Origin of the sequence: Nitrosomonas sp. Is79A3, assembly GCF_000219585.1 — a bacterium.
In the GTDB taxonomy this organism is placed as follows: domain Bacteria; phylum Pseudomonadota; class Gammaproteobacteria; order Burkholderiales; family Nitrosomonadaceae; genus Nitrosomonas.
The window spans coordinates 1,358,707-1,384,473 of record NC_015731.1; the positions used below are offsets into that span (position 1 = coordinate 1,358,707).

Annotated in this window: 24 protein-coding genes, 1 pseudogene and 1 other annotated feature; of the genes and pseudogenes, 11 read left to right on the top strand and 14 right to left on the bottom strand. The window is 45.3% G+C overall.

Annotated features, from left to right (window positions below; translation table 11 throughout):
* Nucleotides 1-86: 86 nt before the first annotated feature.
* The gene (locus tag NIT79A3_RS06130; protein WP_013965360.1) at nucleotides 87-749 is read right to left on the bottom strand and encodes a response regulator; all 663 of its coding nucleotides are present in this window, start codon (nucleotides 747-749) and stop codon (nucleotides 87-89) included.
* The gene (locus NIT79A3_RS06135; RefSeq protein WP_013965361.1) at nucleotides 746-2,620 is read right to left on the bottom strand and encodes a PAS domain S-box protein; all 1,875 of its coding nucleotides are present in this window, start codon (nucleotides 2,618-2,620) and stop codon (nucleotides 746-748) included. Before NIT79A3_RS06135 ends, NIT79A3_RS06130 begins: the two co-directional genes overlap by 4 nt.
* Before the next feature lie 376 nt (nucleotides 2,621-2,996).
* On the opposite strand from NIT79A3_RS06135, the gene NIT79A3_RS06145 reads away from it, so the two are divergent.
* The 4 genes from NIT79A3_RS06145 (at nucleotide 2,997) to NIT79A3_RS19070 (ending at nucleotide 7,266) form a co-directional block, all read left to right on the top strand.
* Nucleotides 2,997-3,959, top strand: a complete 963-nt coding sequence (locus NIT79A3_RS06145) for an IS5 family transposase (protein WP_013964369.1) — start codon at nucleotides 2,997-2,999, stop codon at nucleotides 3,957-3,959.
* Nucleotides 3,960-4,507: 548 nt separating this feature from the next.
* Nucleotides 4,508-5,239 carry a Crp/Fnr family transcriptional regulator gene (locus tag NIT79A3_RS06150; RefSeq protein WP_013965363.1) on the top strand — a complete coding sequence of 244 codons (732 nt, stop codon included), beginning with the start codon at nucleotides 4,508-4,510 and terminating at the stop codon, nucleotides 5,237-5,239.
* A 56-nt stretch (nucleotides 5,240-5,295) separates the two neighbouring features.
* Nucleotides 5,296-6,354: a GGDEF and EAL domain-containing protein gene (locus NIT79A3_RS06155; RefSeq protein WP_041360199.1), complete on the top strand. Its 1,059-nt coding sequence runs from the start codon at nucleotides 5,296-5,298 to the stop codon at nucleotides 6,352-6,354.
* Between the two features lie 174 nt (nucleotides 6,355-6,528).
* Nucleotides 6,529-7,266 carry a diguanylate cyclase gene (locus tag NIT79A3_RS19070; protein ID WP_348225762.1) on the top strand — a complete coding sequence of 246 codons (738 nt, stop codon included), beginning with the start codon at nucleotides 6,529-6,531 and terminating at the stop codon, nucleotides 7,264-7,266.
* On the opposite strand, the gene NIT79A3_RS06165 is transcribed toward NIT79A3_RS19070, so the two are convergent.
* The 4 genes from NIT79A3_RS06165 to NIT79A3_RS06185 all read right to left on the bottom strand — a co-directional run bounded on the left by NIT79A3_RS06165 (nucleotide 7,234) and on the right by NIT79A3_RS06185 (nucleotide 10,254).
* A protein-coding gene (locus NIT79A3_RS06165; protein ID WP_156796972.1) for an IS3 family transposase occupies nucleotides 7,234-8,462 on the bottom strand; the annotation gives its coding sequence in 2 pieces (ribosomal slippage) (nucleotides 7,234-8,174 and nucleotides 8,174-8,462; 1,230 coding nt in all). The genes NIT79A3_RS19070 and NIT79A3_RS06165 overlap by 33 nt on opposite strands.
* Nucleotides 8,068-8,184, bottom strand: a sequence feature (AL1L pseudoknot). (Overlaps the previous gene by 117 nt.)
* A 53-nt stretch (nucleotides 8,463-8,515) precedes the next feature.
* Nucleotides 8,516-8,716, bottom strand: a complete 201-nt coding sequence (locus NIT79A3_RS06175; protein ID WP_013965364.1) for a YjfB family protein — start codon at nucleotides 8,714-8,716, stop codon at nucleotides 8,516-8,518.
* A 153-nt stretch (nucleotides 8,717-8,869) separates the two neighbouring features.
* Nucleotides 8,870-9,472 (bottom strand): hypothetical protein, encoded by a 603-nt coding sequence (locus NIT79A3_RS06180; protein ID WP_013965365.1) that lies wholly within the window; start codon nucleotides 9,470-9,472, stop codon nucleotides 8,870-8,872.
* A gap of 395 nt (nucleotides 9,473-9,867) precedes the next feature.
* The gene (locus NIT79A3_RS06185) at nucleotides 9,868-10,254 is read right to left on the bottom strand and encodes a hypothetical protein (RefSeq protein ID WP_013965366.1); all 387 of its coding nucleotides are present in this window, start codon (nucleotides 10,252-10,254) and stop codon (nucleotides 9,868-9,870) included.
* A gap of 441 nt (nucleotides 10,255-10,695) precedes the next feature.
* Here NIT79A3_RS06185 and NIT79A3_RS06190 point away from each other — a divergent pair, with 441 nt between their 5' ends.
* Entirely contained in the window at nucleotides 10,696-11,091 is a 396-nt protein-coding gene (locus NIT79A3_RS06190; RefSeq protein ID WP_013965367.1) for a nucleotidyltransferase domain-containing protein, read from the top strand.
* Between the two features lie 33 nt (nucleotides 11,092-11,124).
* A complete protein-coding gene (locus NIT79A3_RS06195; protein ID WP_013965368.1) occupies nucleotides 11,125-11,511 on the top strand; it encodes a DUF86 domain-containing protein in 387 nt (128 codons plus the stop codon).
* Between the two features lie 253 nt (nucleotides 11,512-11,764).
* Here the strand turns inward: NIT79A3_RS06195 and NIT79A3_RS06200 are convergent, their stop codons facing one another.
* Nucleotides 11,765-12,628 carry a hypothetical protein gene (locus NIT79A3_RS06200; protein ID WP_013965369.1) on the bottom strand — a complete coding sequence of 288 codons (864 nt, stop codon included), beginning with the start codon at nucleotides 12,626-12,628 and terminating at the stop codon, nucleotides 11,765-11,767.
* Between the two features lie 130 nt (nucleotides 12,629-12,758).
* On the opposite strand from NIT79A3_RS06200, the pseudogene NIT79A3_RS06205 reads away from it, so the two are divergent.
* A pseudogene (locus tag NIT79A3_RS06205) lies at nucleotides 12,759-13,795 on the top strand (IS630 family transposase).
* Between the two features lie 33 nt (nucleotides 13,796-13,828).
* On the opposite strand, the gene NIT79A3_RS06210 reads toward NIT79A3_RS06205, so the two are convergent.
* From NIT79A3_RS06210 to NIT79A3_RS06225, 4 genes are all read right to left on the bottom strand, one after another.
* Nucleotides 13,829-16,156: a nitric oxide reductase activation protein NorD gene (locus NIT79A3_RS06210; RefSeq protein ID WP_013965370.1), complete on the bottom strand. Its 2,328-nt coding sequence runs from the start codon at nucleotides 16,154-16,156 to the stop codon at nucleotides 13,829-13,831.
* Between the two features lie 57 nt (nucleotides 16,157-16,213).
* The gene (locus NIT79A3_RS06215) at nucleotides 16,214-17,020 is read right to left on the bottom strand and encodes a CbbQ/NirQ/NorQ/GpvN family protein (protein WP_013965371.1); all 807 of its coding nucleotides are present in this window, start codon (nucleotides 17,018-17,020) and stop codon (nucleotides 16,214-16,216) included.
* Nucleotides 17,021-17,127: 107 nt separating this feature from the next.
* Entirely contained in the window at nucleotides 17,128-17,484 is a 357-nt protein-coding gene (locus NIT79A3_RS06220; protein ID WP_013965372.1) for a ribulose bisphosphate carboxylase small subunit, read from the bottom strand.
* A 79-nt stretch (nucleotides 17,485-17,563) separates the two neighbouring features.
* Complete coding sequence (locus NIT79A3_RS06225; RefSeq protein ID WP_013965373.1) at nucleotides 17,564-18,985, bottom strand: form I ribulose bisphosphate carboxylase large subunit; 1,422 nt, start codon at nucleotides 18,983-18,985, stop codon at nucleotides 17,564-17,566.
* A gap of 191 nt (nucleotides 18,986-19,176) precedes the next feature.
* Here NIT79A3_RS06225 and NIT79A3_RS06230 point away from each other — a divergent pair, with 191 nt between their 5' ends.
* The 4 genes from NIT79A3_RS06230 to rimO all read left to right on the top strand — a co-directional run bounded on the left by NIT79A3_RS06230 (nucleotide 19,177) and on the right by rimO (nucleotide 22,814).
* On the top strand, nucleotides 19,177-20,091 hold the full coding sequence (locus tag NIT79A3_RS06230) for a LysR family transcriptional regulator (protein ID WP_013965374.1): 915 nt from the start codon (nucleotides 19,177-19,179) through the stop codon (nucleotides 20,089-20,091).
* 129 nt (nucleotides 20,092-20,220) lie between these two features.
* The gene (locus NIT79A3_RS06235) at nucleotides 20,221-20,919 is read left to right on the top strand and encodes a hypothetical protein (RefSeq protein ID WP_013965375.1); all 699 of its coding nucleotides are present in this window, start codon (nucleotides 20,221-20,223) and stop codon (nucleotides 20,917-20,919) included.
* 31 nt (nucleotides 20,920-20,950) lie between these two features.
* Nucleotides 20,951-21,178, top strand: coding sequence for a hypothetical protein (locus NIT79A3_RS06240; protein WP_013965376.1), 228 nt, complete (start codon nucleotides 20,951-20,953; stop codon nucleotides 21,176-21,178).
* 307 nt (nucleotides 21,179-21,485) lie between these two features.
* On the top strand, nucleotides 21,486-22,814 hold the full coding sequence (rimO, locus tag NIT79A3_RS06245; RefSeq protein ID WP_013965377.1) for a 30S ribosomal protein S12 methylthiotransferase RimO: 1,329 nt from the start codon (nucleotides 21,486-21,488) through the stop codon (nucleotides 22,812-22,814).
* Nucleotides 22,815-23,030: 216 nt separating this feature from the next.
* Here rimO and NIT79A3_RS06250 read toward each other — a convergent pair whose 3' ends face one another.
* The 3 genes from NIT79A3_RS06250 to NIT79A3_RS06260 all read right to left on the bottom strand — a co-directional run bounded on the left by NIT79A3_RS06250 (nucleotide 23,031) and on the right by NIT79A3_RS06260 (nucleotide 25,761).
* Nucleotides 23,031-23,651, bottom strand: coding sequence for a PEPxxWA-CTERM sorting domain-containing protein (locus NIT79A3_RS06250; protein ID WP_013965378.1), 621 nt, complete (start codon nucleotides 23,649-23,651; stop codon nucleotides 23,031-23,033).
* Between the two features lie 182 nt (nucleotides 23,652-23,833).
* On the bottom strand, nucleotides 23,834-24,796 hold the full coding sequence (locus NIT79A3_RS06255) for an IS5 family transposase (RefSeq protein WP_013964369.1): 963 nt from the start codon (nucleotides 24,794-24,796) through the stop codon (nucleotides 23,834-23,836).
* Nucleotides 24,797-25,299: 503 nt separating this feature from the next.
* The gene (locus NIT79A3_RS06260; RefSeq protein WP_013965379.1) at nucleotides 25,300-25,761 is read right to left on the bottom strand and encodes an isoprenylcysteine carboxylmethyltransferase family protein; all 462 of its coding nucleotides are present in this window, start codon (nucleotides 25,759-25,761) and stop codon (nucleotides 25,300-25,302) included.
* Nucleotides 25,762-25,767: the final 6 nt, after the last annotated feature.

The following is a 25,767-nucleotide window of genomic DNA, read 5'->3' on the forward strand; positions in this document are numbered from 1 at the left end:
TATTAGTGTTACTGACAGCTTAATTAAACGTTTTTCAATTTTTCATACGGTATCCTGTTAAAACAAGTTTACAGAACGATGATAATTCATGATTCTGGAAAGTTGGATTTTACATTCATTTCTTGAGGTGCTTGGTCTGACACCAATTGGCATGCTTCGCACAAGCGGCCTAATTCCAGGATACTGGTCATGCCGGTTTTGCGTAATATCCGTGCGCGATGAACTTCAATAGTACGGTAACTTATTCCGAGCTGCCGACCAATTTCCTTATTGGAATGGCCTGCTGCAATCAACGGCAAGATCTCTAATTCGCGGCTTGTCAGTTCGTTTAAGCGGCTATTTAGCATTTGTATCGCCAGAACTTTTTCTTTCCGCTTAATTGCCTCTTGCAACACGGCCTGAATGCGTTTTATTAACAGATTGTTTGAAATAGGCTTCGTTAGATAATCGATTGCCCCAGCTTTCATTACACGAACTGTTTGAGGTATGCTGCCATACGCGGTGAGGAAAATAATCGGAAAGTGCATATTGCGACGGTTGAGTTCGGCTTGCAATTCATCGCCACTCATTCCCGGCATGTTAACGTCGAGCAGCAAGCAGCCGTATTCATTCAGAAAGGAAGCTTGCAGAAAGTGCTCAGCGCTTTCAAAAGTCTGGCAAGTAAGGCCAGCATTTTCAATTACCAGCCTGAGTGCATCGCGTACCGCGTAATCGTCATCGACAATAAAAACACAAGGTTCAGTACTCATATCACAAAGGGTAAAGTAAAGTGGATACTTATGCCAGAAATGGCATTTTTCTCAGCCCACATCTTTCCGTTGTGCGCTTCTATCAAGGCACGACTAACAGCGAGACCCATGCCTAAGCCCTCGGATTTGGTGGTGTAGAAGGGTTGGAAAATGAGTTTAAGTGCGGTGATGTCCTTCACGCCAATTCCACTATCGCATACTGTTACATGTGCCCTAGACGGATCATCGGCGCAGCAACGCGATGTGATGGTGATGATTCCGGTATTTCTCCCACTTTCTTGCATAGACTCTAAGCCATTTTGCAACAGAATAGTCAGTATCTTTTGGATTTGTAGACCATTGGCCGCAACCAGCGGCAGACCGTCTGCGAGATCCATTTCGAATTTAAAAGCACCTAAATCTAAATATCCACTCATCTTGATAAAATTGATTGCTTCATGGATCGAGTTATTGATATCTATCGTTTCGATAACAGTTTCTCCCTTATGCAATACGCTCATCAACTGCTGTATCACTTCCCCGGCTCGAAGTACTTGGAGAGAACAATTTTTCAATATATAAGAGAACTTTTGCGAATCTTTGTTGGCGTTTTGCAGCATAGTCAATGCGAGATCCGTATAGGATGAGAGGGCGCTGAGCGGCTGGTTCAGTTCATGCGCGATAGCGATGGCTGTTTGGCTGGCGACATATAATCGGAACGCTCTTTCCATCGAATCGCGCCGTAAATTCAGCTCCGTTGCCTTCTTGTAGTCGGTAATGTCCAAATTGATACCCAGCATCCGATAGGGATGATTATTGGGATCGCGCAACAATCCGCCGCGTGAGTGAATCCAGCGGTACGAACCATCCTGATGGCGTAAGCGAAATTCTATATCAAAAACTGGTTGACGCTCGCCGATATAGTTTTCAATAGCTGTTAAAACCGATTTCTGGTCGTTGGGATGCAAACGATTCTTCCATTCTTCCCAGCTGTTGGGTATTTCCTTTTCGTCCATGCCGATTTGCTGCTTCCATTCGGGCGAAAAGTATAATGTGTGTGATATGAGATCCCAGTCCCAATAGCCTGCCTTTACCTCATCAACTACTAGGGCAAGCTGCGCTTCACTTTTGCGCAGTGCAACTTCCGTGCACAATCGCTCAGAGACATCGCGCAGGATGACAGTGAACGTTTTTTTTTCGTTTGTTTCGCAGCAAGATATGGTGGCTTCTATAGGAAATTTCTCGCCATTAGTACGGAGACCTGTCACAGTGTAAAGTTCGGGTGTTTTATGGTTCGTGGAGCCGGTATACCCAGAAGCATGAATATGCATGCAGCAGTGGTCGAAGCGAAAGCGTTCCGGGATAAAACGTTCAATGAGTTTTCCGATTGCATCATTTGCGGTACAACCGAACATATTTTCCGCTGCTAAATTGAACACCAGAATAGTTTGATCAGCATCGATTGTGATTATCGCGTCCCTTGCCGACTCAACTATCTCGATATAGCGTTTCTGGCTTTTCCACAGCGCCGTAGTTGACCTGCGATGGAGATTGGTTGTGGCGATGATAACAACAGACAAAATGCAAAAGCCCGCGTTTAAAATAAAAGCATCGTAGGGTGCAGAAGCCCAAATCGGAAATAATATAAACGCATTAATCGCAATTAAAGATAAAGCGATGGCAAAGATTCCAGGATTTCGTCCGAGCCAGAATGTGGACTGGATAATTGCAAAAAAAAATAACATGAATGCTGTGCGCTCGCCAATGACCGGAATTTTGAACGTCGCGAGCAAGGCTAAGGTGACTGTCAGCATCGCCAGAGCGTAGTGAAACAAAGGCGGCTGCGTATCGAAATAAAGAAAAGCAGATTGGGTTATTGATTGCTTGGCCATCTATTTTTTAGGGGCAATGCTCATTTTATAACCGAAATAAGATTTTAAATTTAATGTTAGGTTAAGCGGTAACGTTGATCCATTGCATAAAACTGTACGCACATAAAAATTACTTACGAAAGAAAGGATTTCTTTCTCAGACTATAATGAATTTAGTTTTAATTTAATGATTCTATTTGAACTACCCTAGTCCACGCAATAATTTTATCCATGCGGTGATGGGCATCAGTAAGTATTGGTTTATTGGTAAGCACCGATCCACTTTCTAAGTAATCAGCAAAACATTTGTTGAGTTGGTTATTAAGGAAACTCTGATTAAGTCCCAAAAACTTGTAAAATACGCGGTAGATTGTAACCACTGCAAGGGAATGCATTGATGAAACAATTAGTATTGTCGATTCCATTATTTATCAAGAAACCAAAAGTAACTCGCCGGCAAAAGTTTCTCGAAGAAATGGAGCAAGTGGTTCCATGGGTAGACTGGACGAATCGGATCGCGCCGCACTATCCGGTAGCAGGTTTGGGACGCAAGCCATTTGCGTTGGAAGCGATGCTGCGGATTCATATGATGCAGCAATGGTTTGGTTATTCAGATCCGGCAATGGAAGAAGCGTTACATGATGTGCCGATGCTACGTGAATTTGCAGGACTAGATGCGGGAGAAGATGTTATGCCTGATGAGACGACGATCCTCAAGTTTCGCCACCTGCTGGAGAAGCATCACTTGGCACAAAGCCTGTTTGCTGAAACAACTGGGCGGTTAGCGCAACAGGGATTATTGCTGCGTCAGGGCACGATAGTTGACGCCACGCTGATAGCGGCTGCGCCATCGACCAAGAACCGGCAACGCAAACGTGATGGCGAGATGAGTTCGACTAAGAAAGGCAACAACTATTACTTTGGATTAAAAGCACACATAGGCGTAGATGCCGATTCCGGCCTGGTGCATAGCCTGGAAATTACCACGGCCAAAGTGGCCGATGGCAACATGATTGATGCGCTGGTACATGGCGAAGAGGCAATTGTATTGGGTGATCGGGCTTATACTCGTAATGATCGCAATCTGGAAGCGCAACGACAGCCGGAAGAGCCGGTCTGGGGTATGCCATTCAAACGCAAGCGCGGTGAGGAATTGCCAGCAGAACATGCCGTGCTCAATCGTATGCTAGCTTCACTACGCGCAAAGGTTGAACATCCGTTTCGTATTGTCAAAAGACAATTTGGTTATACCAAAGTCCGTTACCGAGGATTGTTCAAGAATGCACAACAGCTTTATCTGTTGTTTGCCTTGGCTAATCTTTACCATGTCCGTAAGGTGTGGATGCCAACCACGGGATAATTCCGTCCAATATCCCTGAAAATCAGCATCAGGGGACAGAATAGTATGCAATCTGCTAAAAATTACAGTTATTAATCGCACAATAATGCCTATATTAGCTACTTTACCGATAGCTTTGTCGACAAAACTGGAATAAATAACTTAATCAGAGCTTCCTTAAGTAGTTTGAGTAGAATATCCGCGCTCAAGCCTTCATCGCACTGAAGAGAGCCGTATTGTTTAATGGCTCTCTCTCTCTCTCTCTAACGTTCGAACATGTTTGGTTGTTCGTTTTTCGCATAAAACCTGCAAGATGCGATTCTCCTCAATACCCAAAGATTAGCTCCTAAGTAAGTAGTTGCCCTAATTTTTTCTCAAAACGCTTCATGTTAAAAAATACGAACTTGAAGAGACATTCTGTTAACAGTGATTTTCCGTCAGTTTAAAACAGATATAACAACTATTGATCCGGCCATTAAAAAGATTGATTAGAATCTCCGTATTCCGGCTTTCGCCGCTATGACAAATCGAACTATTTAATGGCCGACTCTATAATCAGGAGAATAGATATGAATAACTTGGATAACACTCGGCAAAATTATCTTCTCAGCGCCCTGCCTGCAGATGTTTATGCACGTATTTCTCCCCATCTGGAGAGTGTTTTGTTAACCAACGGAAAAATCCTTTATGAACCGGGGGAAGAATTGCTTTACGCCTATTTTCCCACAACTTGCATTGTGTCCAAGTTTATCTACACGAAGAATGGCGGGTGTACAGAAATAGCTGCGATCGGCAATGAAGGTATCATCGGTGTTTCCCTCTTTATGGGTGGAAAAAGTATGCCGCGTTGGGCCGCCGTGCGCAGCCAGGGATGTGCTTATCGGTTGCCAAGACATGTATTTTTGAAAGAATTCGAGCACCTTCCTGAGAAACCTAATGATGAGTCGTTTCACTATTTAGTGCTACGTTACACTCAAGTGTTCATGACACAGGTAGCACAAACGGCGGTCTGCAACCGGTTTCATTCGATAGATCAAAGATTTTGCCGCTGGCTGCTGACAACTCTTGATCGGCAGTCTTCGAACGAGTTGATCATCACACAGGAATTGATCGCTAATATGCTGGGGGTGCGCCGGGAAGGTATCACGGAGGCTGCTCAAAAATTACAGTTAGAAGGATTAATTGAACACCACCATGGCCATATTGCCGTGCTAGACCGGGCGGGCTTAGAAGGCCTGTCTTGTGAGTGCTATCAAGTAGTTAGGGTAGAAACTGATCGCCTGATCCACTGTGTGCATTGATGTGAGGGCAACCTGCTTAGCAAATCGGTGGATGTAGTTGTGGAATTGACATAACTATGGCATCAGAAGAAACAATAAGAATCGCTTCAACTGAAATATTTCCAATGACTTCTGTGGAATCCCCGCTATATTCTGTGTTAAATAGTCCTGTCATTTCGCTGGGAAACAGAGAAATTGAGTTACAAACGATTCTGAATCAGCTTGATTGCTTCATTTACGTGAAGGATAGAATGGGACGTTATACGTATGTAAATGAGAGCGCTCAAGATCTTTTTCGTACTTCAATTGACCATATTATCGGCCGGGAAGATTGCGATTTCTTCGATTCGGAAATTGTCACTGAGTTAAAGTGCAATGACCGCCGCGTGATCGAGTTTGGAGAAACAATCAAGCTAGAAGAAAAGATTACCATCAAATCAAATGGCGAGACGCGAATTTGCCAGTCAGTTAAGCAACCAATATACGATGATCAAGGTCAAATCATTGGTTTGTGCGGGATTTCCACAGATATCACCCAATTCAAGCAAACAGAGGATGCGCTTAACCAAATTATCAAACATCTGACACTAGCCAGACATGCCAGCGGTGTGGGCATCTGGCATTGGGACATAGTCCAGGATAAATTGGTTTGGGATGATCAGATGTTTACTCTGTATGGCATCTCGAAAGATAACTTCAGTGCTGTTTACAAGGACTGGAGTACAAGTGTATATCCAAAAGACTTGCAACGGATCGAGAAAGAAATCCAAATGGCGTTACGTGGCGAAAAAAAACTCGATACCGTATTCCGTGTTTGTTGGCCAGATGGCACTATCCGTAGTCTCCATGTCATAGCTACCGTAGTATACGATGCTGCAGGGAAACCCTTACACATGGTAGGCACGAACTTGGATATTACCAGTCATATGGAGTCAGATGACTTCATGTTGTTAGCTAGCACGATTTATCAATCAAGCAACGAAGCTATTATGGTAACGGATGAAAATAACATTATTAGACAAATCAACCCAGCATTTACCCGCATGACAGGCTATGAGTTGGCAGATGTAGTGGGTAAGGGCCCCAGAATTTTTAATTCTGGACGCCATGACAAAACCTTTTATCAGGAAATGTGACAATCGATTAGGAAAACAGATCACTGGCAAGGTGAAATATGGGAACGCCATAAGAATGGCACGATTTATGCCAGTTGGTTAAACATCAGCGCTATTCGCTATCCTAGTGGTGACATCTATTGCTATGTCGCACAGTTCTCAGATATCACTGAGAAAAAACAAAAAGATGAACTAATCTTAGCTCAAGCTAATTACGATCAGCTCACTGGTTTACCCAATCGCAATTTATTCAAGGATCGGCTAGCTCAGGAAATCAAAAAGTCTCATCGTAGTGGATTACCACTGTCATTGTTTCTCCTTGATCTGGATCATTTCAAGGACATCAATGATACTCTCGGTCATGCTGCGGGGGATGAGCTGCTTAAAGAAGTTGCTAGTCGCATCAAGTCATGCATGCGTGAAATCGATACCGTAGCACGGCTTGGGGGAGATGAATTTATCATTATTTTACCGGAATTCACCAACAAACTACGTATTGAGATGGTTGCTCAGCACATTATTCAAGAGCTGTGCAAATCGTTTCAATTTAATCAAAATCCAGCTGTTTATCATATCTCTACCAGTATCGGTATTGCCGTTTATCCGGAAGATGGTACGGACATGGAAAGCTTAATGAAACACGCGGATCAGGCAATGTACGCTGCAAAACAGCAAGGACGCGGACGTTTTTGTTACTTTACGTCTGCAATGCAACAGAAAGCAAATGAAAAAATGACACTTATCGGTGATCTTAGGGGAGCACTGACACGCAATGAGCTTCATGTCTACTATCAACCTATTCTGGATTTAACTAATCAACACATCACTAAAGCAGAAGCCTTGCTGCGCTGGAAACATCCACAACTTGAATCACCCCGGGTTCTCTGGAGGCTGTTTGGTTTAAGTAACTTTGGCAGAATCCAAGTTGGCTAACTGCCGGTAGTATTGTGCCTCAGCTTCCGCCGGCGGTATATAGCCGATGGGTCCAAGCAAACGCTGGTGATTGAACCAGAACACCCAGTTCAACGTCGCCAATTCAACGGATTCCCTGTTTTTCCATGGCCCCTGCTTGTGAATCAATTCAGCTTTGTAAAGCCCGTTGATCGTTTCGGCTAGTGCGTTATCGTAGCTATCTCCTTTACTGCCAACCGACGGTTCTATTCCAGCCTCGGCAAGCCGCTCCGTATAACGGATAGAGACATACTGGGAACCCCGGTCGCTGTGGTGAATCAAGGCACCCAGCTCCGGTTGCCGGGCGTATAAAGCCTGCTCCAGCGCATCCAGTACGAAGTCCGTGTGCATGCTGGAACTGACCCGCCAACCCACGATGCACCGGGCAAACACGTCGATGACGAACGCGACATATAGCCAGCCCTGCCAGGTGGAAACATAGGTGAAATCCGACACCCATAACTGGTTTGGGCGATCCGCCTTGAATTGCCGGTTTACGCGATCCAGCGGGCACGGCAGCGCCTTGTCCGGAACCGTGGTTCGCACAACCTTGCCGCGCCGCACACCTTCCAGCCCCAACCGTTTCATGAGCCGTTCAACAGTGCAGCGAGCTACCTGCATTCCTTCGCGCTTAAGTTGCCGCCATACCTTGTCGGCACCATACACCTGCAGGTTAGCCTGCCACACACGCTGAATTTCTGGCATCAAAACCTCATCGCGTTGGGCACGAGTGCAACGCAATGCCGGATTGCGCCGCTCGGCCGCGTGACGCCGATACCCTGACGGGGCGACCTGCAATACCTTGCAGATCGGCTCGACCCCGTGGGTGTCACGATACCGGTCGATGAACGACCTCAGGATTTGAGTTTGCGGTCGAGCTCCGCCTGGGCGAAAAAAGCACTGGCCAGTTTCAGAATTTCATTGGCGCGACGTAATTCCTTGACCTCACGCTCCAGTGCTTTGATGCGTTCGCGCTCTTCACTGGTGATGCCATCTCGTAGGCCTGTGTCGATCTCGTGCTTCTTTACCCAATCATGCAATGTCGGCGGCGCGCAGCCGATCTTGGGCGCAATCGATTCTATCGTCGCCCACAGCGAAGGGTACTCACTGCGATGCTCTTGCACCAGGCGGACTGCTCGTTCTTTTACTTCGGGGGAATATTTGTTTGTTTTGTTCATCGCTCCATTCTCTCAAGATTTGGAGCCTCCTCAAAACCCGGGGCGATTCATAACTAAGCGATGGTATTAATATTTTTTCCAAGATGTGCCGGTAGATTTTGTGTGGAACTATTATCTGGAAGCGCTTCAATCAAAGCGAGCGCACCGGCAGCATTCAGATCGATCGCTTTTTTAAGAACTGCAATACCGACTGCTTGATTCGTGCTGGCATCAGACATTGCCGTGGCCACATTTGCTATACCTGTAACATCCATAAAATCTCTCCTTTACTTTTATACTGTTAATAGCGGCAAGCAGCGTGAGTTTTTTGAGAGGAACATAATTAAATACAGGACTGCGCTTCGATTCACTTTTAATTTGTTGAACATACTGTGGATAGTGTGTGTCTTGAGGAATGCTCAAAATTGTCAGTGATTCTTTAAGAATGTCGAGAAATTCTTCCTGAGATGATCCTTCCAATTCAAGCCGACTTGTAGCGGGATTTTTACCTGAAGATCCGTGTTCTCGGTATTCTGGCCATTTAAATACAGAATGTACTGTCCTGGCTCGCGCAACTTAAATGCCAGTGTGATCACCCCCGTTCGATGTTGCTGTGCGGGTATCGATAGTATCTCGTGTTCTTTCTGATGCTCTTTTTCATCCACTTCTATTTGAACTAAGCGCATTGCCAGCAGGTAATCGCGAGCCGATTCCGGATACAACAGGTCGATTGAAATATTCAGTGTAGCCGGTTCAGGCACTTTGCCGCATTGAACGGGTACATACGGTGATCGGATTATATCCTCAGAGGATTCATAATCTTTGGGGAGATAATAACCTGAGTAACCGATAGTCAGTGCTTCCGTTTCGATAGTGCAAGCGCCGCCGCGAAAACCCTTCGGATAGGTTTCGGATAAGTCACCTTGCGAGCTTGTGCGATACAATGTTCCGAATGCTACGAAAACAGCGATGACACTTACCCAAATAGCAATAGGAAATTTGCGGGCTGGCAATTTTGGCGTGGAAAGCATAACAATCCTTTTTAATTCAATACAGAAGTAAATATTTTTTCTGTCAGTAAATCGGATTCGCCGCTTTTATTGGCGTGACCGGGTCAGTCAGAAATTATCAAAGTGCCGTAAACATAACTGATGATGGCTTGCTTAACAAGTGATTCTGCTAAATGCCCAGCCATATCCAGACAACTCTCGGTAATACGGCACGGATGGAATTTGAAAAAGCATTGAGAAAAGCATCTGTTTAATTGACTACAACACTGGTTGAGGGTGCAATCAACGCAGTGATAAAAAGCAAATTATCAAGACCGGATAGTGTGGATTTTTTGATTAGAACAATCACCGGCATCAACCGGTGATTGCATTTGTGGCATTCTTGAGCAGAAAAATATGAATTCTTTGTCGTCAAATCACAGTTTATGATTTGAGTTAATGGCTGCTTTATTGACGCGATGATTAGACTCTGCTGCCATTCTTTTGTGGAGATCGGCATTACTTAGGTTTTCTTGCAAAGCCTTTTCGTATTCGCGAATATTGGCAGTCGTGTGTGATAGAAGATCCTGACCTTGACGGCCGTAATAATAAGGATGTGCTTCATATTCCGCGAGTATGGCCCGGTTCTCTTGTAACCTTGTTTTTGCGTCATTAGCCAAATTTTCGTAATGTCTTGCTACCGCATCATGGTCGCCACTAACGGCATCGGTTGGTGAAGCGCTAACCGAATTGATTTGTGCGAAGAAGACTAGCGCAATAAACGCAGCCAGTGGTAGTTGTGATGAGAGTTTTAGTGCTTTCATGGTAAGTATCCTCCAGATAATTATTTAACCAACGATGCCATCTTAACTTCACTAACGCACTGTGTATATTGGGGAAACCCTTGTTTTTTACTAAAGGAAACCATTAACAGGCCGTTGAAAAACTATCTGCGTTGCCGCTGCGGTGTTAAAAACAGACTCAAAATGCTCATTTATTAAGCATAAACTGCGCTTTTTCGCCTGTTTTTGCCTTGCATCGGCTGCCTCGAAAACGTTTTTCAACGGCCTGTTAAATGGCGCTTACTCTGATTGGTTTGGCTGGTACAATCAACAAGAGCGCGCTTATCAAAGTATTGCTAGGCGACGCCGATGCGATCAAATGCTCAAAATCAATTTATTTCTTTAGATTTCCTTAGCACATGAACTTATGTTTTTAGATCTTGATTTACCATCAGATTGGCTTGTTGGAGCGAGCTGCTTCGCATGGTGAACCAAGCCGCCATCATCCAAACACTGCAAGCCAGTTTGCCCAATCTGCTGGCCATCTACGCTTTCGGCAGCCGCATTCAAGGCACAGCACAAATTGATAGTGACCTCGATCTGGCGGTACTGGTCGCGGGTTATGCCGAGCCTCTGGTATTGTGGGCGCTGGCGGGTGATCTAGCGGATGTGGCTGGTTGCCCGGTCGATTTGCTCGATCTGCGTGCCGCTTCCACCGTGATGCAATACCAAGTCATCACCACCGGTCAGCGCTGGTGGGCACTGGATGCACAAGCGGCTTTGTACGAGACTGCTATCTTGAGTGAGAAAACGGAACTGGACACTGCTCGTGCCGGGTTGCTATCCGACATTCAAAAAAGGGGAAAGGTCTATGGCTGATGATGTGCTGATCAACAAGGCTGCCACCATCGAGTGCTGTGTGACGCGGGCGCGGGAGGACTATGTAAAGAATCCGGCTCTTTTTCCATAGATTTCACCCGGCAAGATGCGGTCATCCTGAACATTCAACGGGCTTGCGAAGCAGCGCTGGACATGGGACAGCACGTAATCCGGGGTGAAAAGCTGGGCGTGCCGCAAAGTACGCGTGATGTCTTCGGACTGCTGGCACAGGGCGATTGGATCGATGCCGTGCTTGCCGACAAACTCAAACGTATGGTGGGTTTTCGCAACATTGCTGTGCATGACTATCTGGCGCTGCAACTACCCATCTTGATTAGTATTATCGAAACCCATTTGGATGAGTTCTTAGAGTACAGTCAGGCGTTGTTGCTGGGTGACGCTTCTCAGCCAAAAGAGTAAGCATGAAACACGCCGACGAAAAGGCGTTCTGGTTAGCAAAAGTCATGAAGATTATGAAATTGAATGATAAAACTGATGCGCCTTTTGGCGTCGGCGCATCCTATCGAGCTTGAGCCTAAAAATATTCTCTGTTCTAGACCTCGTCTGTGCGATTAAAGTGGAATTTTTGTAACGGGTAGGTTGGGGTTCCTGGAGTCACTCCAACCTACCGTGCTATCAGTTCAAATCTCTAGTCTAGCAATTACGATGCTGTTTAGTTGGGAGAATTGATTTCAATGTTGCTTTTTTCTGATTCATTGTCATAATCTCTTCCTTCATTAAGTGCAGTATCTGTCATTAAGTTTGCTTTTTTGTGGATAAAATAAACCATCAGACAAAACAAAATAACTACGATTGCGGAAAAAGCACCAATAATATTTGAACTACCTGAATTCCACATATAAAAAATTGGCAGTAACGCCAAGCATACCGTTAGAAAAACAATAACCAAGATTGTATAATTATCAGCTGACTCAAAAATCCTTCTATGAAATTCTCTAAATTTATCATTTGTTACAGGTAATTTTCGATGCTTCCCAATACATCTGTAATATTCACTATTTTTATCCCTCAACTCTTTTGAGTTACAAGGAAAATTTCCAACAATAAGTGCATAGTCGCAAGAATCAATAGCATATCTAAGACAGTTGATTTGCCTAATAAATAGAAGTCTTGAATGTTTGAAGGAAATTATATGCATTATTATAGACATATTTATTAAAGCCATTCCAATTACGATTATGGAGAAAAGAGCAATAAATCCAGGTGAATTTACCATTTCGTCAAATTTACCTTTATCGGAAAAACTTATAAGAGCAAGTATAGTTGATAAAAATATAGAAAATATTCCATATGAGATTTTTACTACTTCATATTTTTTGGAATCTCGAATATTTAGTTGATCCCATAATTTTTCTTGCTCTCTTATTTTACTTTCTTGAATTGTTATAATATGTTCCGCTAATACACTTTTATTAATGCGTTTATTTTTCTGATTTGTGGTTTCGGTACAACTGATGTTAGCTAGTTCATCCGAAGCTTTTCTTCGCTCTTCATTAATAACATAAAGCTTAACCATAAATTGATTCCCTGAAGATTAATTTTTTATTCCATAATTTTATATAAATTATCTTATTCATGAAATTTGTATTTATAGATACGGCCAATAAATAGTTTGAATTTTTGTTGATTTTGCATGTCGTAGGAGGATGGAAAAAATAGATGCAAGAACCTTAAAAGATGAAGCGCTGCATGAACGTCGCCGGCAAGTGATTCGTCTTCACAAGCGAGGCGGGAAACCTGGGCAAATAGCGCAGGTTACGGAGCTGAGCGACACGGCTGTGAAGAAGATTATTCGACTTTATGAAGAAGGTGGTGCAGCTGGACTAAAGCCTGGTAGACGCGGGGCCGACGTACGGGTGACAAACGCAGCCTAAGCGAAGAGCAGGAGTTGAGATTGCAACGGCTTATTTGTGATAAGCGTCCTGAGCAACTGAAGATGGATTTTGCGTTGTGGAATCGTGGGGCGATAAGACAGTTAATTGAGCAGGAATGTGGCATATCCATGCCGATACGCACGGTGGGACACTACCTCAAGCGTTGGGGATTTACCCCGCAGAAGCCGATCCGACGTGCTTATGAACAACGCCCGGAGGCGGTAAAGCAATGGCTCAATGAGCAATATCCGGATATTGCCAAGCGCGCTCGAACTGAAGGCGGGGAGATTCACTGGGGTGATGAGACAGGATTAGTCAATACGGATGTGCGAGGACGTGGCTTTGCACCCAAGGGAAAAACACCCGTGACCTACGCTCCTGGCACGCGGCAACGGCTGTCAATGATTGCCACTGTAACCAACAAAGGCTGTGCACGCTGGCAGATTATTGATGGAAATTTCAATTCAGATAGACTCATTGAATTTCTCGAACTACTGATCAAGGATGCAGGGAAGAAAGTGTTCTTGATCCTGGATAATTTGAGAGTGCACCACAGCAAACCAGTGAAGGCTTGGCTGGAAGAAAATAAGGAAAAGATCGAATGCTTTTATTTACCCAGCTACAGTCCGGAATTAAATCCAGAAGAAAGATTAAACTCAGATTTGAAGCAGGCTATCGGTTCGAAAGTTCCGGTGCGTACCAAGGAGAAATTACATGCCGCTGTCGATGATCATATGTTGATGCTGCAGAATAATCCAGAGCGCGTTGCTTCTTACTTCCAAGATCCGTACGTAAAATATGCCGCTTAAAACTATTTAATGGCCGGATCAATAAACTTATCTCTATCTCGTCAACCCCGCATACAACACTGGTAATTTCTCCGGAAGTCGTTCCACATGATCCACCACCAGATAATTGCGCTCACCAAAAATGCGCGACACATACTGATCTGCGCGTGGGTCGAGGCTCATGCAGTAGGTGAGAATGCCCGAGCGACCGGCTTCTTCCACGGCTTTTTTGGTGTCGTGGCGCAGGTATTGCGGGTCGCGCACGTCGACGTCGGCGGGTTCACCGTCGGTGATGACGAGCAGCAGTTTTTTCGCGGATTTCTGTAGTTTCAAATAATGAGTGGCGTGGCGCATCGCCGCGCCCATGCGGGTGGAGAGTTGCCCGGTCATGCCGGCGAGCCGGGCTTTGGGGATTTCGTTATAGGGTTGGTCGAAATCCTTGTAGCGGTAGTATTCCACATCGTGCCGCCCGTCCGAGCAGAAGCCGTGAATCGCGAAAGGATCGCCGATTTTGTTGATGGCGTTGGCGAGCAGTACCGTCGCCTGGCGGGTCAGATCTAGCACGGAGTAGTCATGGCCAGAAACTTTTTCGTTGGTCGATTCGGATAAATCGAGCAGCACGAGCACTGAAATGTCGCGCACTTTGCGCACGGAGCGCATCATGATGCGAGGATCGGGTTGCATGCCCATGCGGATGTCGATCATTGAACGGATCGCGGCATTGATATCGATTTCGTCGCCATCTTCCAGTTTGCGGATGCGGCGCGTGCCTTGCGGTTGCATGGCATCGAGCAGAAACTTCATGCGTGCGATTTCGCGCTTGTATTGCTGCGCGATATCGTCGATGCATTGTATATCGCCCAGCTTGGCGCGTTTTTCCTGAACCGTGGCCCAATCCGGGCGCTCCAGTTGAATCTGGTAATCCCATTCGGAATAGTGGTAGGGTGCTGACACCGGTTCTTTGCCTTCTAGGTCGTTGTAGGAAACGCCGGTATCTTCATAAGGAAAAAATTCGGTACCCATGACCCAGATTTCCTGCGCGTCGTCACCGGCGGTTTCCACCTCGACTTCGTTGGCGAATTCCATCACATTGACGTATTTGCGGATTTGTTTGGGCGCTTCATAGCCAGCCGACAGGGATTTGTTTAAGTCAAATTCCTCAAATTCCCAGAAATACCGATTGTCGTCGCGATACGGTGCGGTGAGCTGATCCGATAGCATGGCGAAGGGAATGTTTTTTTCTCTAAAACTATGCGTCAGTTGAACGCCAATGTCCCATGAGATTTGATAGGTATCCAGTTTGTCCTGTGCGGCTGCAAAAAGCTGACGGCCTTCGATAATCCAAGGGTCGTTGTCCTGATAATCCGGGTCGAGTATAGCGCGTGCCAGGCGATTGAGATAATCGCCCATGGTGACAGCCCTATCCGGTGTGGCGGTATGCAAGACTGCCCAGGTTTTACGCAATCCCGGGAAGCGGCGGATGGAGCGTTCTTCGACGCGCGCATCTTCGATCACGGAGATGACTGCCATTTGCATCGGACTCAATCCTTCCGCAGAAATCGGTTGTTTGGTTTCCACCAGATGTGCGGCAGCGTGCGCTGCAGCGGCACGATACACCTCGGTGGCGGGTATGCCCGCATGACTGTCATAGGCATCAGGCAGGTAAATGAAGTAATTTTCGATATAGGGTTTGTAACCTTCGCGCGTTTCAAAGTCACCGGAGGTGGGTTTCATGAAAAAATCACGTGCCCACAGTGCGCGTAGATACATATTGATGCGGCGTTGCACATCCACAAACAGGGTACCCTTGCGTTCTTTTTGCAGTACCGCGAGTGATTCCTTGGATTCCAATCCAAAATATTTGATCTGCTCTTCGTAATTCGTGCGATGCGCATGTGCTCCCCACATCGCCCAGCGGCGCAGTCCACCCAGAGTCAGTTGCCCAAACAGAATATCCAGTTTGTTGAGCATCGGACGCATGCCGCGCGGTGCTTGTGCAATCAAGGTATTCAGGAATTGCAGATAATTCTGGAATAGCTGCGCATCACCGAGCCGTTTCGCCGCAGTGGGGGAGGTGGCTAATACCAGCTCGATCACTGCGCCGGAAGTTCTGGAGGCGAGTGAAAGTGCAGAAGTCGCCAGATCACTGATAATATCTTCACCAATTTCTTTGGCTACCAATGGGACTTCATCGATCCAACAATCCACCAGACTGCGTCCGCGCCCTAATCCACGAATAGCCGAAGCGCCTTTCAGGTAGTTATCCAACCCGCGCGACGAAAAAGTTTTGACGGCTTCTGGCCATGCATGCTTGAGTAATTCAACCGATTCTGGTTCTAAATCTTCCAGTAATTCTTTGTAGTCATCCAGATTAATACTCATGGGAGCACCTGTTTATTTTTACAAAACAATCGATAGGTTTCTGAATTATCACAACACTTAATTAAAGAAAGTGCTGACTGCGGCATCCAGTGCATCACGCATATCGGGATCATCGGTGATGGGTCGAACCAAAGCAACACGGCAAGCGGCATGCGCGTCTACTTTTTTGGCAATGAGGCTACCGGCGTAAATCAGCATACGCGTTGAGATGCCTTCATCCAATCCATGACCTTTGAGGTTGCGTGCACGTTCCGCAATTGATACCAGTTTTTCAGCAATTTCAGTGGACACCCCCGTTTCGTGCGACACGATTTCACTTTCAACGTCATGGTTAGGATAATTAAAATCCAGTGCGCCAAAACGCTGTTTGGTGGATTGCTTGAGGTCTTTCATCAAGCTTTGATAGCCTGGATTGTAGGAAATGACAATCTGGAAGTCAGCATGCGCATGAACAAGCTCGCCTTTTTTTTCCAATGGCAAGACACGGCGATTGTCGGTTAATGGATGGATCACCACAGTGGTATCCTGGCGTGCTTCAACGACTTCGTCCAGATAGCAGATGGCGCCATAGCGTGCCGCAACAGCCAGCGGACCATCTTGCCAGCGCGTGCCATTGGCATCCAACAAAAAACGACCCACCAGATCGGATGCGGTCATATCTTCATTACAAGCCACGGTTATCAGCGGTTTTTTTAATTTCCATGCCATGTATTCAACAAAACGAGTTTTACCACAGCCGGTAGGACCTTTCAGCATCATCGGCATGCGCACCGAATAGGCGGCTTCATATAATTCCACCTCATCAGCTACGGGGTGGTAATAGGGCTCGGTAGTTACACGGTATTGATCAATGATTTCGCTCATGATGAACTCCTGTTATAGCTGTCTGAAAAGTACTTTATTTTGGTCAAAAAAAACCCCCGATCCTTTTACAGGTAAAGGGGGTTCCAGGGTACGAAACCCGTTGTATCTTAAACAGTCTTGCCGCGGTATATCACCATGGCAGTGCCTTGCGATTGGTTGAAATTGTTGTAGCCAATTAAACGAACATGATTATTCGGGTTGGCTTTATGACACGCAGCAGCTTCTGCCAGCACGCGGTCTACATCAGTTTCACCAAACATGGGTAGTTTCCACATATACCAGTAGGAATCCATTACATACTCTGGTTCTGTATGCTCAATGGCTGGATTCCAGCCTTTACTAATTAAATACTGTACTTGCTTCTTGATATCTTTGTCAGACATCGCAGGCAGGTAGGAAAATGTCTCAAACTTACGGCTTGCTGGATCACTGACACGTGATTTGTAATCAATTACTTCGCTCATTCTTTATTCCTCATTTTTAGAGAGATGAAGAAGAAAAGCTATGTTAACTATCGGCTCTTCTTCTTTAGTCATGTGTTGCTTACTTGTGGGCTACGTCGAGCTTATCAACCGTATCAAACTCGAACTTAATTTCTTTCCATGTTTCCATGGCAATTTTCAGTTCGGGACTGCTCTTAGCAGCTTTGGTTAGAATCGCTTTGCCTTCCTTCTCGATTTCAACACCTTGGTTACGTGCTTCGACGCAGGCTTCCAATGCCACGCGGTTAGCAGCGGCACCAGCAGCATTGCCCCATGGGTGACCTAAGGTACCGCCACCGAATTGCAAGCAGGCATCATCACCGAAAATAGCAACCAGTGCTGGCATATGCCAAACGTGAATACCGCCCGAGGCAACTGGGAATACACCTGGCATAGAACCCCAGTCTTGATCGAAGAACAGGCCGCGGCTGCGGTCTTCTTTGATGAATTTGTCACGCATAGTATCGATCCAGCCGAGGGTTGCTGCACGGTCACCTTCTAGTTTGCCTACCACGGTACCGGAATGCAGGTGATCACCCCCGGATAAACGTAGTACCTTGGTTAAAACGCGGAAATGAATGCCATGGTGCGGGTTGCGATCGAGTACGGCATGCATAGCGCGGTGAATGTGCAACAGCATTCCGTTGTTGCGGCACCAGTTAGCCAGTCCCGTATTGGCAGTTAAACCACCCGTCAAGTAGTCATGCATGATGATCGGTGCGCCCAATTCTTTAGCAAACTCTGCACGTTTATACATTTCTTCTGGAGTTGGTGCGGTTACGTTTAAGTAATGACCTTTACGTTCTCCAGTTTCACGCTCAGCCTTTTGGCAAGCTTCCACCACGAATTCGAAACGATCACGCCAACGCATAAAAGGTTGACTATTAACGTTCTCATCGTCCTTAGTCAGATCCAGACCGCCGCGCAGACATTCGTATACAGCACGGCCGTAGTTTTTGGCAGACAGGCCCAGTTTAGGCTTAATGGTACAACCTAACAGCGCGCGGCCATATTTGTTCAGACGATCGCGTTCTACTTGAATACCTGCTGGAGGTCCGCCGCAGGTTTTGACGTAGGCAATCGGGAAACGAACATCTTCCAGACGCAGTGCGCGTAGCGCTTTAAAACCGAACACGTTACCCACCAGCGAGGTCAGCACGTTAACCACGGAGCCTTCTTCAAAAAGATCGATAGGGTAAGCTACGAATGCGTAGAAACAAGTGTCATCGCCTGGAACGTCTTCAATCTTATAAGCACGTCCTTTGTAGTAGTCCAAATCGGTTAAAAGATCAGTCCACACTGTGGTCCAGGTACCCGTTGAAGATTCTGCAGCTACTGCAGCAGCAACTTCTTCACGAGGTACGCCGGCTTGAGGCGTAATTTTGAAACATGCCAGAAGATCGGTATCCAGCGGAGTATAATCAGGGGTCCAGTAAGTGTGTCTATATTCTTTCACACCAGCGTTATATATTTTTACTGCCATAGTTTCTTCTCCAGTTAAGTTCCACTCAACTCCAGCCAACAGCACAGGCAGAAAAGAGAGGATATTGCGTTACAAACAAGACTACTCAAATCTATGAAACACACTATAGCGCTATTTATCTATAAGAACAAATCAGTAATTCTGATATTTATGATAAGGTAATGTTTATGAGAATCTCACTGAGTTGATGTATGCTTCATCTTACTTTACGACAATTGAAAGTGTTTGAATCGGTTGCGCGGCACTTGAGCTACTCGCGTGCCGCCGATGAACTCCATTTGACCCAACCTGCTGTTTCAATGCAGATTAAGCAACTAGAAGGCAATATTAGTTTGCCGTTATTTGAGCAACTGGGGAAACGAATTTATCTGACTGAGGCGGGACGTGAGTTATATCAATACAGTCGTTCAATTTCCCAGCAATTAGCTGATATGGAGGTTGCACTGGATGAATTGAAAGGCATGGAGCGGGGCAAGTTAAATATTTCTGTGGTAACAACTGCCAATTACTTTGCGCCGCATTTATTGGCAAAATTTTGCCAGCGTTATAAAGGTGTAACAGTGAGTTTAAATGTCTCTAACCGAGAAACCGTATTGAAACAGCTCTCTGATAATTTGATCGACCTTGCAATCATGGGGCAACCGCCTGATGATCTCGATATTGATAGTGAATCTTTTATAGAAAATCCATTGGTCGTGATAGCGCCGCCGGATCATCCTTTGTGCAAAGAACAGCATATACCGGTTAAGCGATTAGCCAAGGAAATTTTTCTGGTACGTGAATCAGGTTCAGGAACGCGCGGTGCCATGGAACGTTTTTTTGCAGCGCATGATGTCAAAATCAATAAAGGGATGGAAGCAGACACAACCGAAGCGATTAAACAGGCGGTTCAGGCAGGTATGGGGTTAGGGATTATGTCGCAGCATACGGCAGAATTGGAACTTGAAACGAATCGTTTGAAGATTCTGGATGTGCAGGGTTTTCCTATTATCCGTTATTGGCATGTAGTACACAGGAAGAATAAGCGCCTATCCGGTGTTGCCAATGCTTTCAGAGAATTTTTGTTAAAAGAAGCTGCAGAATTGATGGCAAATTCAAAGAAATAGAGATTTCTCTAAGATAAGTCAAAGCACTATTTGATGAAATGCATAGGAATATGCCTGAATATTGTCAGGTATAGTTTGAAGTAATTCATATACACTCTCTTAATCAGAATTTATTCAATAGCGTTTGATATGGCCCAACCAGACTTCATCAATGAGAATCAGTTCGATACTGAAAACGAAACAGGAGTCGGTGTTTATCTGACATGCGGTTTTGTCGCACTGATTGTTTTACTGGTGGATTTTATGACTCCGCTTGGTGTGGCGAGCGGTGTTCCCTATGTCGTTGTCGTGTTGCTCTCGTTAAAGTCGCCTGAAAAGCGCTTTACCTTAATCGTAGCTTTCATCTGCACCATACTGGTAGGGGTTGGATATCTCGGATCACCGCCGAGTGATATCCCGATGTATCAAATTTTTGCAAACCGCACGATGGCAATATTAGTGATCTGGGTAACAGCGGTATTGACACTGATGCAACGAAATAAAGCGCATGAGTTACACCAAGAGCGATTAAAGAACATACAATCCATCAAAGAAGTCGAAATACGGGAAGAAAAGTTAAGAGTTTTAAAAGCTACGATGCGAACAGTACAAGATATCACAGGTAATTTCTTAAATAATTTACACTACTTTAAGTTTGAAATTGAGACAAATAAAACACTGTCGCCCGAATCCGTGAAGAAGCTTGATGTGCTTATCCAAGATACATCACAGCGAATCGATAAACTGGGTAGTTTGGATGAGGTACGTGAAAAAAGAATGGCGGGTGATACGATAGGTATAGATTATGAGCATCCTGCAAAGGATGAGGATACAATCAGCAAAAAATAATGAGTGCTGTGAAAATAGAGAGAGGAGAGCAATGTTATCAGGGCAGGGATCGGGTGGAAATGTATTAGCGGCAGTTTGTAGTTTCTTTATACCGGGTTTGGGTCAACTGGTCCAGGGGCGTTTATTGTCGGCATTTTTGTTTTTTGTAATCACAGGTGTGGGATACTTTTTTGCCGTGCTGATTGTTCCTGCAGTAATTGGTGGAATTTTCCATCTATGGTCAATCATTGATGCGGCACGATTCACAGGGCCGGCTTAAAGTAGGCTTGTAATTTGTGCAGGCGGTTTTCTTCTGATCAGCGAATCTATTCTGTGTTTCTGTCAGAGCGGAGTTACTGTTTCAAAGATAACCGATAGTTCCTTCAATTCCGCTGAATACTTCCAGAAAACCTTCAATAGTCTTGACCCGATTGGTTTCCATTCAAAATATGTTGCATGATTCTTAGATTATTTATAGTGTTTCCCTTTCCCAGCAATGCGAAGAAATAAATTGCTTCAGTCCGTAATCAGATAGAATTCAGTGCGTATTCACTAGCAATATCCTATTTTCATTTAATTTTTATTTCATGTCATCATTAAAACAAGCTTCACAAAAAGTTGGCTTTATTTCTCTTGGTTGCCCAAAGGCACTGGTGGATTCTGAACAAATCTTGACCCAGTTACGCGCCGAGGGGTATGAAATATCATCTTCCTATGAAGATGCAGATTTAGTCGTTGTTAACACCTGCGGGTTTATTGATAGTGCGGTTGAGGAATCGCTGGATGCGATCGGTGAAGCGCTAGCAGAAAACGGGAAAGTAATTGTCACTGGGTGCCTGGGTGCGAAAGAGGATGGGGACGTGGTTAAAAAAGCCCATCCTCAGGTGTTGGCCGTAACCGGACCTCACGCGCTGCCGGAAGTGATGTCTGCTATCCACACCCATTTGCCGCAATCGCATGATCCTTTTACCAGTTTGGTACCGCCACAAGGAATCCGGTTAACGCCCAAACATTACGCATATATCAAAATTTCTGAAGGCTGTAATCACCGCTGCACGTTTTGTATTATCCCTTCGATGCGCGGTGATTTGGTAAGCCGGCCGATTCATCAAGTTATGCAGGAAGCCGAGCATCTAGTGAATGCCGGTGTGAAGGAACTTTTGATCATTTCACAAGATACCAGCGCGTATGGCGTAGACGTAAAATATCGCACAGGTTTCTGGCAGGGCAGGCCGATTAAAACCCGCTTGACCGAGCTTGCGCAGGCATTGGGTACATTAGGAGTATGGGTGCGCATGCATTATGTTTATCCCTACCCGCATGTCGACGAAGTGATCCCACTGATGGCGGAGGGCAAGATATTGCCTTATCTGGATGTGCCGTTTCAGCATGCAAATCCACGTATTCTGAAAGCCATGAAACGCCCCGCCAATGCTGAGAATAATTTGGCACGCATTCAACAATGGCGCCAGATTTGTCCTGACATCACATTACGCAGCACCTTTATCGTTGGTTTCCCGGGTGAAACTGAAGCGGAGTTTGAAGAATTACTAGCCTTCTTGCAGGAGGCGCAATTAGATCGCGTCGGGTGTTTTAGCTATTCACCGGTTGAAGGTGCAACAGCTAATCAGCTTGCCGATCCTGTTCCGGAAGAAATTAAGGAAGATCGTCGTGCGCGGTTTATGCAATTGCAGGAAGAAATCAGCCGTCAACGTTTGGCAGCGAAAGTTGGCCAAAAGATGGTGGTTATGGTTGATGAACTTACTGAAAATCAGGTGATTGCAAGAAGTAGTGCTGATGCACCCGAAATTGACGGATTGGTATACGTGGAAAAAGCGGATCACGTTCAACCGGGGGATTTTATTGAAGTTGAGATCACTGATTCGGATACGCATGATTTGTATGCTATTACTTAAACATCAATATTCCAGCATATCACTGAGCACAGCAATTTGAACTTGCGATTCCCCGTGGCTTTGCCACGGGGATCATTATAGATTGCGTTTTTGACGTTAGTATAGCGCGCCGCTTTTTGGTTTTCTGCGCTGTAATGCCCTGCGGTCTTGCCGCAGGGCACGCGGAGCAAATTTATTCAAGGGTTTTTTAAACAAATTTGAAGCTAGTCTTTAACTTTAACGTACTTTTTGTTTGCGGATTGAAAAACCTATCAAACCAAACCCGATCAGCATCATGGCATAGGTTTCTGGTTCTGGAACGGCACTGACGCCAATAACGAAATCATCCCAATCACCAAGATGACTGCTACCCGCGCTATCGTTGTAGCCAAGTACATACTGATAAATGGTGGAGCCGACGAGCATGTTTGTTCCAATCAGCCCAATTGAAGTACCGGTATCCCATGTTCCACCATTGAATGCGAATTTTCCAGAGTCACCTTCAAACTTGAAATTTAGCGGTCCAATCGCGCTAACCAATGAACTGACCGATGTTCCAATCGGATTGGATTCAAGCAGCGTGGTGCCACCTAAAATGTCATAAAATTTATCGTTAAAACCCGATTCTTGGCCAAGAAAAGTGTAGGTAACCGTTTGCGACCCTGGGCCAGTGTAATCGAGATGACCAACGCTCAATGTTGAGCCAACGGACAAGGTTGCAAAACCCCCGATGTTAAATGCCTCGGTTCGAGTTACTGTATTTGTTGGAACAAACGAAAGCCCCGCATTAGCAGTGCCGCCTGCAATCAGTAACGCTGCAGTAATTATTGTTTGTTGCATGAAAAATCTTTTCTTCATTTTTCTCACCTCAAAGGAATTATTAAGGAAGCTCTGATTAAGTTATTTATTCCAGTTTTGTCGACAAAGCTATCGGTAAAGTAGCTAATATAGGCATTATTGTGCGATTAATAACTGTAATTTTTAGCAGATTGCATACTATTCTGTCCCCTGATGCTGATTTTCAGGGATATTGGACGGAATTATCCCGTGGTTGGCATCCACACCTTACGGACATGGTAAAGATTAGCCAAGGCAAACAACAGATAAAGCTGTTGTGCATTCTTGAACAATCCTCGGTAACGGACTTTGGTATAACCAAATTGTCTTTTGACAATACGAAACGGATGTTCAACCTTTGCGCGTAGTGAAGCTAGCATACGATTGAGCACGGCATGTTCTGCTGGCAATTCCTCACCGCGCTTGCGTTTGAATGGCATACCCCAGACCGGCTCTTCCGGCTGTCGTTGCGCTTCCAGATTGCGATCATTACGAGTATAAGCCCGATCACCCAATACAATTGCCTCTTCGCCATGTACCAGCGCATCAATCATGTTGCCATCGGCCACTTTGGCCGTGGTAATTTCCAGGCTATGCACCAGGCCGGAATCGGCATCTACGCCTATGTGTGCTTTTAATCCAAAGTAATAGTTGTTGCCTTTCTTAGTCGAACTCATCTCGCCATCACGTTTGCGTTGCCGGTTCTTGGTCGATGGCGCAGCCGCTATCAGCGTGGCGTCAACTATCGTGCCCTGACGCAGCAATAATCCCTGTTGCGCTAACCGCCCAGTTGTTTCAGCAAACAGGCTTTGTGCCAAGTGATGCTTCTCCAGCAGGTGGCGAAACTTGAGGATCGTCGTCTCATCAGGCATAACATCTTCTCCCGCATCTAGTCCTGCAAATTCACGTAGCATCGGCACATCATGTAACGCTTCTTCCATTGCCGGATCTGAATAACCAAACCATTGCTGCATCATATGAATCCGCAGCATCGCTTCCAACGCAAATGGCTTGCGTCCCAAACCTGCTACCGGATAGTGCGGCGCGATCCGATTCGTCCAGTCTACCCATGGAACCACTTGCTCCATTTCTTCGAGAAACTTTTGCCGGCGAGTTACTTTTGGTTTCTTGATAAATAATGGAATCGACAATACTAATTGTTTCATCAATGCATTCCCTTGCAGTGGTTACAATCTACCGCGTATTTTACAAGTTTTTGGGACTTAATCAGAGTTTCCTTAATAAAACTACAATGTGATCTCTATTAGTAGAGCCACTCTTTTTGATGCCTGATTCATTAAACTTTTATGCAATCTTTTTGAATGGCTTCATATTAATTCTTAGAACAACCTAGTGCTATAGTCAATTAATCCTTATTTATTAGTAGCTTTGTGTTGGTAGCTTTGTGTTAGTACCTTTGTCCTGGTTAATAAGGTAATCCATCAACAGGACAGGAAAATTAGGAAAGAAACCGCGTAGCAGGGGAATTTTGCGAGACTCAGGTTGCCGGTAATGTGTCTTAGATTGCAGTAATTAATGATGTTAGATCAAAAATATAACTGCTAAAAGCGATTGCTGGGAGTATGTCGTAGAAAAGTTCTGAGGTAATCTGAAGCAGGAAACAAATATAAGAAAAATTATTTGGCTAACCATAAAACAAATGAAGATGTCATAGCCAGCGGCGAATCGATTTCAAGTATCCGGCATAGCCATCACCAAATTTCTCCAGCAAAGCATTTTCTTCAGGGATGATCTGGAATCGGTTCATACACAAAATAAATAACGGCAACAGCAAGGCCGAAAGGATGTTTCCCAGAAATATCACCCATGCCGCAAGCATTATAAATAAACCAAGATACATGGGATTTCGGCTCAGCTTATATATACCGCTGCTGACAATGGATGTGGCTAACTCGGGTGTCATGGGATTTACAGTTGTTTTGGCTGAAATGAATGCAGAAGCGCCGACGATAATCAACGCAAACCCGGCAATCAAAATCACCAATGCCACCCATTCTCTATCGGGAATTTGAATACCCGCCCCCGGACTCGCTCGTGCAACAAGCCACATTGCGAGCGCGAATAAGAGTACCAGAGCGACCGGCGGAATTTTAAGTTCGAGACGATGCATGTGATT